The sequence below is a fragment of the Heyndrickxia sp. FSL K6-6286 genome, assembly GCF_038630395.1.
Classification (GTDB): domain Bacteria; phylum Bacillota; class Bacilli; order Bacillales; family Bacillaceae_C; genus Heyndrickxia; species Heyndrickxia oleronia.
Window position 1 is genome coordinate 3,033,925 of sequence record NZ_CP152029.1, and the last position, 13,646, is coordinate 3,047,570.

A 13,646-nucleotide genomic window follows, 5' to 3' on the forward strand; every position below is an offset into this window, starting at 1 on the left:
TTACATTGACAGGCAATACGTTTCTAATTACTTTATAGTAAGGTTTGGTTAACTTTCAATCGCTTCTTTCAATCCGTTTTGTAATAAGTACATTTTGTGGTATAACCCGTTTAATGCAATTAATTCTTGATGGGAGCCTCGTTCAACAATTTCTCCTTGATGAAGAACTAAAATTAAATCTGCATCTTGAATCGTAGATAATCGATGCGCAATCGCAATTGTTGTTCTCCCTTTCCGCATATCTGCAAGTGCCTCTTGGATTGCCTCTTCTGTTTCAGTATCAATATTAGCTGTCGCTTCATCTAAAACTAATATCTTCGGATCTGTTACCATTGTTCTTGCAAAAGCTATAAGCTGTCGTTGACCACTTGAAAAAGTAGAGCCTCTTTCTACAACTTTATGATCATAGCGGTCTTGTAATTTTTCAATAAAAGAATGTGCTTGAACAAATTTGGCTGCATCTTCAATTTGCCCATCTTCAAGATTTGGGTTATGAAGACGTATATTATCCTTGATTGTTCCAAAAAACAGAAATGGATCTTGTAATACTAATCCTAATTTTGTTCGTAATTCTTTGATGGGATACTCTTTTATTGATTTTCCATCAATTAAAATTTCTCCGCGTTCAAATTCATAAAACCTCATCATCAAATTTATAGTGGAGCTTTTTCCACTACCTGTGTGACCAACTAAGGCAATAGTTTGACCAGGTAACGCTTTGAAAGAAATGTTTTTCAGTACATCACGTTTCCCATCATATGAAAAACTGACATTTCTAAATTCAATCTCTCCATTTTTAATTTGTAAATTCTGATTACTTTCTTGATGAGGTGCGACTTCTTTTTCATCAATAATACGAAAAACTCTTGATGCTGCGACAATTGCTTGTTGAAACATCGATAAACGAAACATCATTTGATTCACAGGTTCAAAAAAACGATCTAAATAATTTACAAAAGCATAAAGCACGCCTATTTCAATTGTATGATTAAAGGAAGATATTCCAAAATAACTAAGTACAATAATTAAAGCGAAAACATATACTAAATCGATTGCGGGACGCAATAGTAATCCATCAATTTTAATATTCTTCATTCCAGCATTATAATGTTTATTATTTATATCGGAAAACTCTTTACGAAATCTTTTCTCCTGACGAAATACTTGAATAATAGACATTCCTTGCAATGATTCACTTAATTTTGCATTTAGTTGGCTTAACCTCTCTCGCAAATCTTGGTAAAAAGCAGAACTATATTTTCGGTATAGTCCCATGATAAAAACGAGTATGGGTAAAATACATAGGCAAAAGATTGCTAGTTTTACATTTAAAGCAAACATCGCTATAAAGATCCCGATAATTAAAAAGAAGCCTTGAATAAAGGTAACCAATACATTCACAAACATATCATTTATTGCCTCAGTGTCGTTTGTGACTCGTGATACAATACTTCCTGCAGGTGTTTTATCAAAATATTTCATTCCAAGGCCATGGACTTTTGAGAAAACGTCAATTCTAAGTTGCTGGATGATTTTCACAGCAATTTCTTGAAATTTATATAATTGAAAATAAGAAACAACCACCTTAAATACTTGTATAAAAATATATAATAAAGCAAGATTTACTAATGGTTGATATGGGAATTCTTTAGGTGTTAAATAATCATCAATAAACACTTTTACCAATATTGGTCCATATATATCGCCTATCGTCGCTAATAATAATAGAAAAAATGCAAATATAAGCATTTTCATATGTGGTTTCGTATAGCTCATTAAGCGAATTAAAATTTTTCTTTGCTCTTTTCCAGTCATTGTTTTCTGCTTATCCATATCTCTTTATCCCCCAAGCTCAACAAGCTCCTCAAGTTGTTGACGTTCATACATTGACTTATACCACCCATTTAGATTTAATAATTGATCATGCGTTCCACGTTCGATTATTTTTCCTTCCTCTAAGACAAGAATCAAATTGGCATGTTTAATTGCACTTAGTCGATGAGTGGCAATCATCGTTGTTTTCCCTTTCCTCTCTGACTTCAGTGCATTGAGAATGGTTTCCTCTGTTTTGGCATCAACTGCAGATAAGGAGTCATCCAATATGAGTACTTCTGGATTCATTAATAATGCACGGGCGATAGAAATCCTTTGTTTCTGCCCTCCAGAAAGCGATACTCCCTTTTCTCCAACCATCGTATGATACCCCTCTGTAAACTGAAGGATATCTTCATGTATATTCGCTGTTATAGCAGCTTTTTCAATATTGTCTTGATTAGTGGATGGATTTGTAAAGGCGATGTTTTCACCAACGGTGCATGAAAACAAAAAGTGGTCCTGTGGAACATAGCCTATCGCTTCTCGTAATCGATCCATCTGATAATCTTCAATGAAATGTTCTCCAAAACGGATTTTTCCATTTAACCCATCGAATTCTCGTAAAAGTAGTTTAATAAGAGTCGTCTTTCCTGACCCTGTTTTCCCTACAATCCCTAGTGTCTCCCCTTGTTTTAGAAGAAAATGAATATTCTCTAGCACTGGTTTCGTTTCATTAGGATACTTAAATGACTGAATTTTAAATTCAATATCACCCTTCGGTACAGTATTCAAAGCCTCTGCCTTATCAATCATTTCGATAGGTTCAGATAGAAGTTGATCTACCCTAGCATATGAGGCTCTTCCACGTTCCATAATATTAAATAAACTTCCGAAGGCAAGCATTGGCCAAATTAATAGCCCGAGATATGTTGTAAAAGAAATGAGCTCCCCAAGTGTTAATTCATTTGCTAATACATATTTTGAACCAAATACAATAGATAGAAAGAAAGAGATGCCAATGACAATTGAGATGGTTGGATCAAAAAGAGCGTCTATTTTTGCTACTGCAATATTTTTTTTGACAACGTCTTCTGATTGGGTACGGAACGATTCAATATCTTCCTTTTCTTGACCAAATGTTTTAATTACTTTCATTCCTGAAATGCTTTCTTGTGTTTTATCATTTAATGATGAAAACGCTTCTTGAGCTTTATGAAATCGTTTATGTAATAATGAGCCATAATAGTTTGTTAATATTGCCATTATAGGCATGGGTAATAAGGCTATAATCGTAAGCTTCCAGCTAATCGTTGTAGCCATTGCGATCACTACAAAGCCACCAGTCATAAGTGAATCCACAAACGTTAAAACACCTGACCCGGCAGTTCCTTGGATTGCTTGTAAATCATTTGTCGCATGCGCCATTAAATCCCCTACTCTTTTTTGTTGATAAAAAGAGGATGACATTTTTGTAAAATGACTAAATAAACGATTTCTTAATATACGTGCCAATTTTAATGACGAACCAAAAATCATAATTCTCCAATAATAACGAAGAACATACATGGCAAGTGCGGCAATAATTAATACAGCAATCCATTTTGCTAATATTACTCCCGTTAACTGATTTTCTTTAATTGTATCAACAATTATTCCTACAATTTTAGGAGGTATCAGTTGAAGAAACGCCACCATTGCTAATATTATTATTCCGGTTATATAAGCTTTTTTCTCTTGCTTAAAAAACCACATTAAATCAATAAAAACCTTCATCCCAATCCCTCGCTGTCTTCCTGAATAATAACAACATTTATTCTATAATATCAGAATTACAAATGCTTTCTAATTTTACCAAATGTTTTGATAACGAAAAAGAGTATTTATAAAGATTATTAAAAATCTACCTTTCTTTTCATTTTTAATTCATAATATATTACATTTTTAGGATAAAATGATATTAATTGAGCATTCAAAGATAGCTTTTCACTTCAATCGAATTGAGCAACACTTCACTTTTACCCCCAAAAAAATGGACAGCCTCCTAATGCGGTGGCTGTCCCTATTACAGAAAACTTAATTCTTTTAAAAAACACAATATCCAATTACTGCTGCCTATTGTGTAAGCTTAATAAGCATATCCTAATGTTGATTAAGCTTTACCATTTTATAAAACTCGGGTACTTGTTCAGCTAATACATTTTCTTCTGAACGCCACTCAAATGCAGGTCCAACTCCACCGTATTCCATCGCTACTACCCACGGCTTTGAAAATTCTGCGTTCTCTATTTTTCTTAATACCCAAGAAGCTAGTTCCCAATCATCTTTAGTCATTGGCATACTATCAAGTAAACGCCCGTTTGCGTCTTTTTGAATACCCGTAATATGAAGTTCTTTAAGACTAGATACTGGAAGTTGCGAAATATACTCTTTGACATTTAACCCAAGGCATATTGAAGTCATTTGAGCGTGAGCAGTATCTAGTAAGAATCCACATCCAGTTCGATTAACAATTTCCGAGAGAACAAAAGGATCAATTACTGATTTCATCATATTATCACCCTTGCCTCGACAGATAACGTTTTCCATTATTACATTTTCTATGCCGATCTTATCGGCAACTATTTCAATATCACGTATTACTGCATCCACCACTAAATTAATGTGAGACGATTCGTCAGTTAGTACATCAAACTGAGGGTAATGTTTTGAATAGGCAACTGCATGAACATTTACATAAGGGGTTTGAGTCCAATTCTTTAATTCCTTAATTAAAGCCCAATCCACATTTTCAATCTGTCCAGAACCTGCGTTTAATCCAAAATGAACATAACAAGGCTTTGTCCTCTCAGCTCGTTGAATAAGTTCCTTACTAAAATCTGGACATTTAAACACATCAACATCTATTAAAGAGTCTTTAATTAATTGCTCAGCCTCAGTAGAATAGTTAACAGCTACCTTCATGATATTCACCTCATAACTATTTTTTTAATAAATATAACCCTTTAATCAATTTTAAGCTATTGTGCAAGATTCATTAATATTACTCTTTTGAATTATTAACTACTAATCTCTCCACACATTTAGATATCTACATAAAGGAGGTATATACCCCTTTTGTTTCACTTTTATGTTTTTAAAATTCTATATAAAATGGATGACTGCTTTCGTCCAAACAGTATTCAATTCTTTGTCTGAAGTTCCCTACAGTCACCATTTTCAAAGCTTGTTCAATAGGATAGAACCCTACTTCCAAACTCTCTGATGAAGTTGTCAATTTACCTCCAATAGGCTTTCCTAAGAACAGCGTATTACAAATTGATTTGTTTACATTTTGAAAAATTCCGCAAAATTTTAAAACCTCAATATCAATACCTGTTTCCTCTTTAGTTTCCCTAATTGCAGCATCTTTCAAAGACTCTCCTTCTTCCACTTGCCCACCTGGCATTTCCCAACCTCTCCAAGGTCCGTTAATTAATAGAATTTCCTTTTCTTCATTAAGCACAATGGTTGCTGCGGAAACTATATGTTTTGGTGGTATGAAAATATTTTGTTCCAAAAAATTCCCTCCTTAACTAAATCTATTAAAATATATTAACATTTTACCAATCTTTAGAATAGAAACATTTCTTATCAAAACATTATACAGTTTACAAAATTTCTAGTTTAAAGACGTTTTACATAATAGCTTTTTATTTCCAAATTATCATTACCAAATTTTTGTAACCTTTCCGTTAGTAAATACGTCCATTCAGTAGTCGCTATCTAAAGGGGAGAAATAACAATAATGACTAATGATAATAATAATCGTTTGGATGGAATCCAAGATACAGATCAATGGTTAGAATGCCTAATGATGGATTACGGTGAAAAGTTAATTCGTGTTGCTTATCTGTATTTAAAGGATTGGAAATTAGCTGAGGACGTCGTACAAGAAACATTCATTAAATGTTACCTCAAACAAAAGGATTTTCGAGGAGATTCGTCTGTTAAGACATGGATATATTCTATTTTAACTAATGCTTGTAGAGACATTTTACGAAGTACAGGTTACAAAAAAACAATAATAGTAAATAAACTTTATCCCCATCAACATACTTATACAGAATCACCTGAAGATGCTGTTATTCAGAATGAAGATGAATATTATTTATCAGAATGTGTACTTTCATTACCAATAAAATATCGTGAAGTAATTATATTATTTTATTATGAATCACTAACTATAAATGAGATCAGTGATCTACTCAAAACGAAGAATTCTACAATAAAGGTCCGTTTGAAAAGAGGTAGGGAAAAGTTAAGAAAACTAGTAGATAAAGGAGTGGAAATTTATGCGAAGTAGCCAGGATGAGTTTCAAAATTTGAAAGTTGCTTTGGATAACACGATCTTATCCGGAGAACATTTTACTGATAAGCAAAAAGAAGATATTCGTGAAGGGATTAAGAAACAGCGTTATTCTAAACATCAGTATCGTTCAAAAACATTGTTTCCACGTTTCTTAACTATTGCTTTTATGATGCTATTTATTAGCTTCGTAGGTATATTCCTTACAAATAGCATGAAAGATTTAAATGAATCTACAAAAGAAACTTTACCAAATAAAAATAAGGAATCGACATTAGCAGAAACTAAAGATACTGATATTTATGATTTTCCTCCGGCACTTTACGGCAATAGGCAAACAAGTTTAAAAGTAGGTGAAGGGTATAAAGGAACTGGAGATCTTGGAGTAAGAGTTAATAAAATTCGTGTAGTACCATCTAATGAACAAGAAACCAACCATGGGCTTATTACCATAGGAGTATTAATAAAAGTAGAGAATAGAGGGATTAAAGAATTGTTCATTTCACCAGAAGTGACAATGAAACTTTTTAATGATCGAATGGAAGAACAAATAGATATTAAGAATGTTGAATCGATCAAAGGTCCACTTGAAGTATCAGAATCAAAAAGTGGTGAACTGTTATTTGAAATACCTAAAGCTAAAAAGTATAAATTTATTTATTTAGACAAAGAATCTCAAAGTTTTACTGAATGGTACTTTCCGGAGTAACAATTATTTATCTATAGTCTGCAAAAGTGAAATCATGTTGATTTTTTCAAGATGATTTCTTTATTTATTTTTCCCAAAGCTTTTCATTTTGGTTATTCGAAGTTCAATAGGTCTCCATCTTAACATAGACAGGCTAATAGAATGCTGGCTTAGTTCATAACTATATACGAACTGTATGTTATTATTAGCATCAAAACGGGATATGATAATTACCCATATCCCGATTTAATGGAAATTTTTATGGATTGAGAACATATCATCTATTTTCTGTTTTCGTTTTGAAGCTGAGCCGTTACTTGAACAACCCGTTCACCTAATGCTCTTCCCAGTGCTTGATCTTGCTCATTTAATAGTACGGAGCTTTCAATGGGGCACGATATTCCCACACCATAATAAGAACCGTATAGAGCATTTTCTGGTATATTTCCTGGCAAACCTACAATAATCATCCCTTGATGAAGCATGGGAGTAATAAGATTTAGCAAGGTCGCTTCTAGTCCCCCATGTGTTGTGGCTATTGTACAAAAAACAGCACCCACTTTATCCACTAGTTTACCGCGTGCCCATAGATAACCAAGTTTGTCCATCCACTTTTTTAAACCAGAACTAATACTGCCGAAATGGCCGGGGCATCCCCAAATAATTGCATCCATTTCCGGTAGGTCATGGACATCGGCTTCATCAACATGTTTGACGTACACAGTAGCTTTTCCAGTCTGTTCTGCCCCATGACCAATCGCTCTCGCTAAAGCTTCCGTATGTCCGCCTTCACTATCGTATACAATAAACACCTTCATTTATTATCTCTCCATTACTTTAAAGAGTTTTAAATATTGTAGGAAGCGTGATTTTCTTTTTTATTTCTTTTTATGTAATGATTTTAATGCATTACGGAACTCATCGTCGTCCATTTCCTGCTTCTCCTTTTGTTTGCCTTTTGCTAGATGGCTTAATGCTTGACGAAACTGTTCATCTTTCTCTCCAGTATGGTGAATCTCCCTATTCTCATGATTATGTGATTTATGAGGAATTTCATTCTCTACTTCTACTCCAATTTTCTTTCCACTTTCAACCGGTTTAACTTCTTTATATTTCTTAATATTAGCAATGAATGTAATAAGAATCGCTAATGTCAAAACAAAATAGATGGAAAGTGCACCTAGGGCTTGACCAAGGCCTGCTTCTAATCTTCCGTCATAATAAAGCAAAGCCCTAATACCGTCTACAATATATCGTGTAGGTAAAATATTACTGAATAGTCGATGGACAATTGGTAGCGTTGATAATGGAAATGCTCCACCACTCGAGAATATCCCCATAAAATTTACCGGGAACATTACTAACATTCCCCATCCACCTAAAAATACCGCTATCGTTTTAAATAACAGAAACATGGTTGTACAACTAAAAAAAGTAAAGAGGAATATCGCCCAAATGCTTGAAGCATGTGCACTTCCAAAGATTCCAAATACCCCTAGTTGAATAAATATTGACACAAAGAATGTTAATATGAACCCAAAAATTATTTCTGAAGTAAGGACTTCAGATTCACTTAATGCAGATCCTCTTTTTTTCAAAGTACCATTACTGCGCAAAAGATATCCATGAATCATATTTGCTCCTAACATCCCAGTAATGGAGGATATAAGAGCCATAACAAATGGTGTCATTCCTTTATTAAGATTAACCGGCAGCCCCAGTACATTTGTTGAAACAATCTTCACTGGATTGTCCAATAGTGAAGCATTCTCCGGCGCTAAGCTCATTCCTTTTTGCAGCAGTTCTTCTTTAAATTGGCTGCTAATTTCTTTGGAGGTAGATAAAGCGACAGTTTGAAGGGTGTTACTTGCAATCATAGTGGCAGTTTGTCCAATCCCTTCATTTAATAAAACTTCTAAATCAGCTGGTTGACCATTCGTAAGACCAGAAAGAAGGGTATCATGAACTTCACCAAGATTTTTTGAATAATCTGAAGGGATAATTAATGCTCCATAAGCTTTGTTATTTTTTATATCGTTGAAAGCACGTTCCCTACTTTCGTCTACCTTCCATTTAAAAGAGTTCCCATTTTGTTTTTCGATAAGATTTAATAGTATAGCATCACCAATTTTTCCTTTATCTTCATTTACAATAATTAGAGGTACATCAGACATGTTTTGTTTTGCACCTTTAAATATTGGCAGATATACAAAGACCATGACTAGCATTAATAAAGAAATTAACCAAATTGGAAACCAAGAGGAGCTTAATTTAAACAATTGATTCACGATTGAATTCCCCTAACACCGAATATATTTTAGTCATGTTATTATGTCCATCTTGTTCGTGATTATGAGGATTCAAAAAAAACTATTGAATTAAAAGGAGAAGTGTTGGTAACTCTTCTCCTTTGCACCGCTACCGTTTAAAGCAGTGGAGCCTGACTCCCGTTCATTCTTTAAAAAGTAAAAGAAGGAATTAAGCAAATTTTTTTAACCAATTATTGATATAGTCATAGTTGCATTACAGTGGAAATACATAATCGAGGATGAAAGATAAATTATAAAGCAGTACAGTGATTAATGAAGAATATAGGGTTTTAGGATGGTGCGTTTGAAAAAGTATCGCTCATATCGAGGACTAGTAAGCAGTATTGTGCCTATTAAATAAAATGTGACTTTTACAACTTATATACTAAAGAAGAAATGTGTATGTTGTAGAAAGAATTTCTCCGTTATATAAATCAGAATTGGGTACCAATTGTGTCAACTACAAAAGTGAAGTTAAAAGTTAATTCGCTCGCTTCTTAATTTTAGATTTTAACATTTTTTTCAAAAAATCCTTAGATTAAGGGATTTATATTTATTTTGAGGAATATCAAATAAGAGTCATTCATAAAGATGGACAGATACTATTACTATAATTTCTGAATCAATGATTGATCTGAAAAAGAACCTAAGGCTACATCTGAAATTTATGATTATGTATATGTAATAAAAGATTATAATACCACTCTAATCAAGCGATTGAAATTCTGGTTAAGAAATATAACCAAAGCTTATAAATCCAATAAGTCAAAGTCTCCACACAAATTAATGCAATTAATGCATACTTCTATAGGTACTAAAATAGTCACTTTGTTATTTAAGGCATATTTATCGGAATACAAAGTCTAATGAATCAAATGATTCATATTAAATGTCACACCTTTTAACTCTAAAACCTTATTTCCTTTTGAATTCCTGCTTTTTACATTAGCCAATGAGAGTAATAATCTAATAAATACCTCTGATAATTTAAACATCTGTTTTTATAATTGTTAAGCTTGTATTCTAAAAGTATCTAACAATGCTTTGAGTAATCTATTATATTGTCTCAAAAGGTTTTATTTTCCAATTTATTATTTACACCTTCTGCTAAACAATAATAATTATATCCCTTCATTACCTCTTTAAGTAACATAAAAAGACCGCTCCTTTCTAGTTAAGTTTCTAACCGAAAAGAGTGGTCTCTTTACAAATGTGAAAGTTAAACCATTTATACCTTAATAATTATGGAGAAAAATTCACTAATTCGTATTATTGATTTCAATAACCATCAATATAAAATTTATGATGTCACTGTTACCCTATGTATCCAGGGGTTTATAGGTCTTACTTCATTTGCTGTTTATTCATAGCATTCATCATCTGATTGATTTTCTTTTGCGATGGTTTCATGCCCATTTGTGTCATCATCATTTTAAGCATTTGTTCATTGATTGGTGGATTTTTCTTTAAATAGTTCATCATATATTTACGAGCTATGAAAAATCCTAGTGCAATACCAGCAAGTAATGCAACTAATATTAGTAAATATCCCCACCAGGCCATACTATTCCTCCTTCATGTTGTCTATGTACAGTGTACTAAATCCTCAATCATTATACAATATTTCAATAGTGTTTCAAATGTATTTTCTTTCTTTTATCGGTTTTATCCAGCCATAACGTTCATTTTCGAAGTCAATTGCTAATAAACGACCATCATATTTTCTTAAAATTTCTAAGAATGCTGATTCAGAATCAAATTTTCCCCATGCCTGTAACCTTAAACTATTTTCTCCTATCATTAATTCTACACCATTTGTCCGATCACTATCCCTAAATTTATACACATGACCCTCTACAATTAATTCTTTTTTCTTTGCAAAGGCTTGTCCCACTAAATACTGGATATGTAAAATAGGAATTGGTTTTGTAATATATTCAATTTGCCTTCGAATGATTTGTTTAAGTCTGCCGCTTACATGAAAATATTCAATAAACAAGTCGTAAAACATTCTTTCCCGTCCATAATAATACTCTGCAACCTCATCTTCTATTAAAAAGATTTGATAGGCACGCATTATACCTCACTCCCGAGTTTGAATCGTTTCAACCTATTATAGACCTTATTTTCTGATTTTTTTGTCAAATACTGTTTCATTTGTCTGATTTTTTTGTCGAATGACCATTTCTTTTAAAATAGGTATACTATAATTAGAAATTAGTAGAAGGGGTGAGTTTTTTGAATATTCTTTGGGATTTTGATGGAACACTATTTGATACATATCCAATATATACAAATAGCTTTAAACAAATTCTTGGAAATATTCCCGAAAAAGTGATCTATCAACAATTAAAAATCTCCTATACTCACGCGGTAAATTATTTTCAGCTAACAGAAGAGCAAACGAAAAGGATTAAAGAAATCGATAAGGAGGTCACACCTAAAGATATACGTCCTTTCCCAGATGTTGAGAAAGTTCTACAGTTCGCTAATTTAAATGTCATCATGACCCATAATACGAGGAAAGAAGTGGAAAATATTTTAACTCATTATCAGTGGGGATATTATTTTAAAGAAATAGTTACTATTGATAATGGTTTTCCACGGAAGCCTCATCCTGCATCTTATGAATATTTACATCAAAAATACGATCTCGACTTAATCATTGGGGATAGAGAATTAGATATACTTGCCGGCAAAAACTTAAATATTAAGACTTGTCTCTTTCAAAATAATCAAGCTGGAGCAGATTATTATCTTTCCCATTACAAAGACTTTTTTCAGCTCATGCAATACATAAAATAAAATAAGGCAATCCATTGTATTCTGATATGCTCCCCTTAAAGTGGACAGATGAAAAAACAAAAATCTGTCGTTACTCTAGGGGGATTTTTTATGTCAAAAAGAAGTAAATATTCTACCGAGGAGAAATATCAAATTTTAATGAAATACATAGAGGGGGAAATGAGCCCCAGCAGTTTGATAAAAGAATATAAAATATCTAAATCCACACTCCATAGCTGGAAAGATAAATATGAATTATATGGTATTGATGGTTTAAAGGAATCACGCAGATGGAAACAATACTCGGATGAAATAAGATTAAGGGCAATTCAAGACTATATATCTGGTGATTATTCCATGTTGGAAATATGTAGAAGGCATAAAGTGAGCCGTGGCGCCCTCAGGGGTTGGATAAAGAACTATAATAATCATAAGGAAACGAGACAAACAAGTCAGGGGGAATCCCTTATGATTCATTCTAGAAAATTGTCTTTCCAGGAGAAAGTGGAGGCAGTTCATTTTTGTATAAAGAATGGCCATGACTATTCAGCTGTCATGAAGAAATTCCAAATTAGCTACCAGCAAATATACAGTTGGACAAAAAAATATGAAGCAGATGGACCAGAGTCCCTACGGGATCACCGTGGAAGAAAGAAACCTCAAGAAGAAATGTCAGAACAAGAGAAATTAAGGATAAAGATTAAGGAATTAGAAGCAAAAAATTATCGATTGGAAGCTGAAAATGCTTTTTTAAAAAAGTTGGAGGAAATCGAAAGAAGGCGGTACTAAGCAAGGTTCGGAATGAAGTCGCTTATTGTGCAATACGGGAATTAAATGAAAGAATGAATTACCCTATTCAGCTCCTTTGTACAATAAGTCATACCAATCGGTCTTCATACTATAAATGGGTCAATCGAAAGGAAACGGATCAGGAACGCGAAAATCGCGGATTACTTAAAGAAATTAAAGCGATTTATCAAAAGGTGGATGGAATATACGGTTATCGACGTATTACCATGAATCTCAATCGGAAAATGAATAAGCATTATAACACAAAACGAATTCATCGTTTAATGCGATTAGTTGGCCTACAATCAAAGATACGACGGAAAAAGAAATGGGATCATCGCCCATCTGATAATAACGTGGAAGAGAATATCTTGAACCGAGAATTTACGGCAGTACACCCAAATGTAAAATGGGTAACTGATATAACAGAATTAAAATATGGGAATGGTCAAAAGGCCTATCTAAGCGCTATTTTAGACCTGTATGACAATTCTATCGTATCCTTTGTATTGGGACATCGAAATGATAATAATTTAGTCTTTAAAACCATCAAAGGTGCCTTAACGAAGAATCCTTTACATGATGAGCAACGTTTAATTCATAGTGACCGTGGCTTTCAATATACATCAAATGGATTTAAAAGGATAATCGAAAAAAACCATCTTATCCACAGTATGTCTAGAGTAGGAAAATGTATTGATAATGGATGCATGGAATCATTCTGGGGGACTTTGAAAGTAGAAAGATATTATCTTCATCATTATCAATCCTTTGAGGAGCTTCAAAAGGATATCAAAGATTATATAAAGTTTTATAATCAAGACCGTTTACAAGCCAAATTTAATGGCCTTAGCCCGATAGAATATCGAACTAAGGCCATTGCCTAATTTTATTTTTTTATACTGTCTACTTGACA

The 13,646-nt window shown here is 33.0% G+C and carries 13 protein-coding genes; 5 read left to right on the forward strand and 8 right to left on the reverse strand.

Annotated features, from left to right (window positions below; all coding sequences use genetic code 11):
• Positions 1–48: 48 nt before the first annotated feature.
• The 4 genes from MHI39_RS15340 to MHI39_RS15355 form a co-directional block, all read right to left on the reverse strand.
• Positions 49–1,833 carry an ABC transporter ATP-binding protein gene (locus MHI39_RS15340; protein ID WP_342539635.1) on the reverse strand — a complete coding sequence of 595 codons (1,785 nt, stop codon included), beginning with the start codon at positions 1,831–1,833 and terminating at the stop codon, positions 49–51.
• 6 nt (positions 1,834–1,839) lie between these two features.
• Entirely contained in the window at positions 1,840–3,588 is a 1,749-nt protein-coding gene (locus MHI39_RS15345) for an ABC transporter transmembrane domain-containing protein (RefSeq protein ID WP_342539636.1), read from the reverse strand.
• A 366-nt stretch (positions 3,589–3,954) separates the two neighbouring features.
• Complete coding sequence (locus MHI39_RS15350) at positions 3,955–4,776, reverse strand: DUF692 family multinuclear iron-containing protein (protein WP_259545709.1); 822 nt, start codon at positions 4,774–4,776, stop codon at positions 3,955–3,957.
• Between the two features lie 172 nt (positions 4,777–4,948).
• The gene (locus MHI39_RS15355; RefSeq protein WP_259545710.1) at positions 4,949–5,371 is read right to left on the reverse strand and encodes an NUDIX domain-containing protein; all 423 of its coding nucleotides are present in this window, start codon (positions 5,369–5,371) and stop codon (positions 4,949–4,951) included.
• Between the two features lie 228 nt (positions 5,372–5,599).
• Between MHI39_RS15355 and MHI39_RS15360 the strand changes: the two genes are divergently transcribed.
• Together MHI39_RS15360 and MHI39_RS15365 are read left to right on the forward strand one after the other, a co-directional pair.
• Complete coding sequence (locus MHI39_RS15360; protein WP_259545711.1) at positions 5,600–6,157, forward strand: sigma-70 family RNA polymerase sigma factor; 558 nt, start codon at positions 5,600–5,602, stop codon at positions 6,155–6,157.
• Entirely contained in the window at positions 6,147–6,869 is a 723-nt protein-coding gene (locus MHI39_RS15365; protein ID WP_259545712.1) for a DUF4352 domain-containing protein, read from the forward strand. Before MHI39_RS15360 ends, MHI39_RS15365 begins: the two co-directional genes overlap by 11 nt.
• A gap of 260 nt (positions 6,870–7,129) precedes the next feature.
• Here the strand turns inward: MHI39_RS15365 and MHI39_RS15370 are convergent, their stop codons facing one another.
• From MHI39_RS15370 to sirA, 4 genes are all read right to left on the reverse strand, one after another.
• Complete coding sequence (locus MHI39_RS15370) at positions 7,130–7,666, reverse strand: NAD(P)H-dependent oxidoreductase (RefSeq protein ID WP_058003824.1); 537 nt, start codon at positions 7,664–7,666, stop codon at positions 7,130–7,132.
• 60 nt (positions 7,667–7,726) lie between these two features.
• Positions 7,727–9,136 (reverse strand): ABC transporter permease, encoded by a 1,410-nt coding sequence (locus MHI39_RS15375; RefSeq protein WP_259545713.1) that lies wholly within the window; start codon positions 9,134–9,136, stop codon positions 7,727–7,729.
• A 1,365-nt stretch (positions 9,137–10,501) separates the two neighbouring features.
• Positions 10,502–10,720: a YneF family protein gene (locus MHI39_RS15380; RefSeq protein ID WP_058003821.1), complete on the reverse strand. Its 219-nt coding sequence runs from the start codon at positions 10,718–10,720 to the stop codon at positions 10,502–10,504.
• A 73-nt stretch (positions 10,721–10,793) separates the two neighbouring features.
• Positions 10,794–11,234: a sporulation inhibitor of replication protein SirA gene (gene sirA, locus MHI39_RS15385; protein WP_071975629.1), complete on the reverse strand. Its 441-nt coding sequence runs from the start codon at positions 11,232–11,234 to the stop codon at positions 10,794–10,796.
• A gap of 161 nt (positions 11,235–11,395) precedes the next feature.
• On the opposite strand from sirA, the gene MHI39_RS15390 reads away from it, so the two are divergent.
• From MHI39_RS15390 to MHI39_RS15400, 3 genes are all read left to right on the forward strand, one after another.
• Positions 11,396–11,962, forward strand: coding sequence for an HAD-IA family hydrolase (locus MHI39_RS15390; protein WP_259545714.1), 567 nt, complete (start codon positions 11,396–11,398; stop codon positions 11,960–11,962).
• Positions 11,963–12,052: 90 nt separating this feature from the next.
• A complete protein-coding gene (locus MHI39_RS15395) occupies positions 12,053–12,730 on the forward strand; it encodes a helix-turn-helix domain-containing protein (RefSeq protein ID WP_058006963.1) in 678 nt (225 codons plus the stop codon).
• A gap of 32 nt (positions 12,731–12,762) precedes the next feature.
• A complete protein-coding gene (locus MHI39_RS15400; RefSeq protein ID WP_139254916.1) occupies positions 12,763–13,617 on the forward strand; it encodes an IS3 family transposase in 855 nt (284 codons plus the stop codon).
• Positions 13,618–13,646 lie beyond the last annotated feature (29 nt).

Coding starts and splice junctions, on each gene's coding strand:
- MHI39_RS15340 (WP_342539635.1), bottom strand. CDS start 1,833: ATGGATAAGCAGAAAACAATGACTGGAAAAGAGCAAAGAAAAATTTTA.
- MHI39_RS15345 (WP_342539636.1), bottom strand. CDS start 3,588: ATGAAGGTTTTTATTGATTTAATGTGGTTTTTTAAGCAAGAGAAAAAA.
- MHI39_RS15350 (WP_259545709.1), bottom strand. CDS start 4,776: ATGAAGGTAGCTGTTAACTATTCTACTGAGGCTGAGCAATTAATTAAA.
- MHI39_RS15360 (WP_259545711.1), top strand. CDS start 5,600: ATGACTAATGATAATAATAATCGTTTGGATGGAATCCAAGATACAGAT.
- MHI39_RS15365 (WP_259545712.1), top strand. CDS start 6,147: ATGCGAAGTAGCCAGGATGAGTTTCAAAATTTGAAAGTTGCTTTGGAT.
- MHI39_RS15370 (WP_058003824.1), bottom strand. CDS start 7,666: ATGAAGGTGTTTATTGTATACGATAGTGAAGGCGGACATACGGAAGCT.
- MHI39_RS15380 (WP_058003821.1), bottom strand. CDS start 10,720: ATGGCCTGGTGGGGATATTTACTAATATTAGTTGCATTACTTGCTGGT.
- sirA (WP_071975629.1), bottom strand. CDS start 11,234: ATGCGTGCCTATCAAATCTTTTTAATAGAAGATGAGGTTGCAGAGTAT.
- MHI39_RS15395 (WP_058006963.1), top strand. CDS start 12,053: ATGTCAAAAAGAAGTAAATATTCTACCGAGGAGAAATATCAAATTTTA.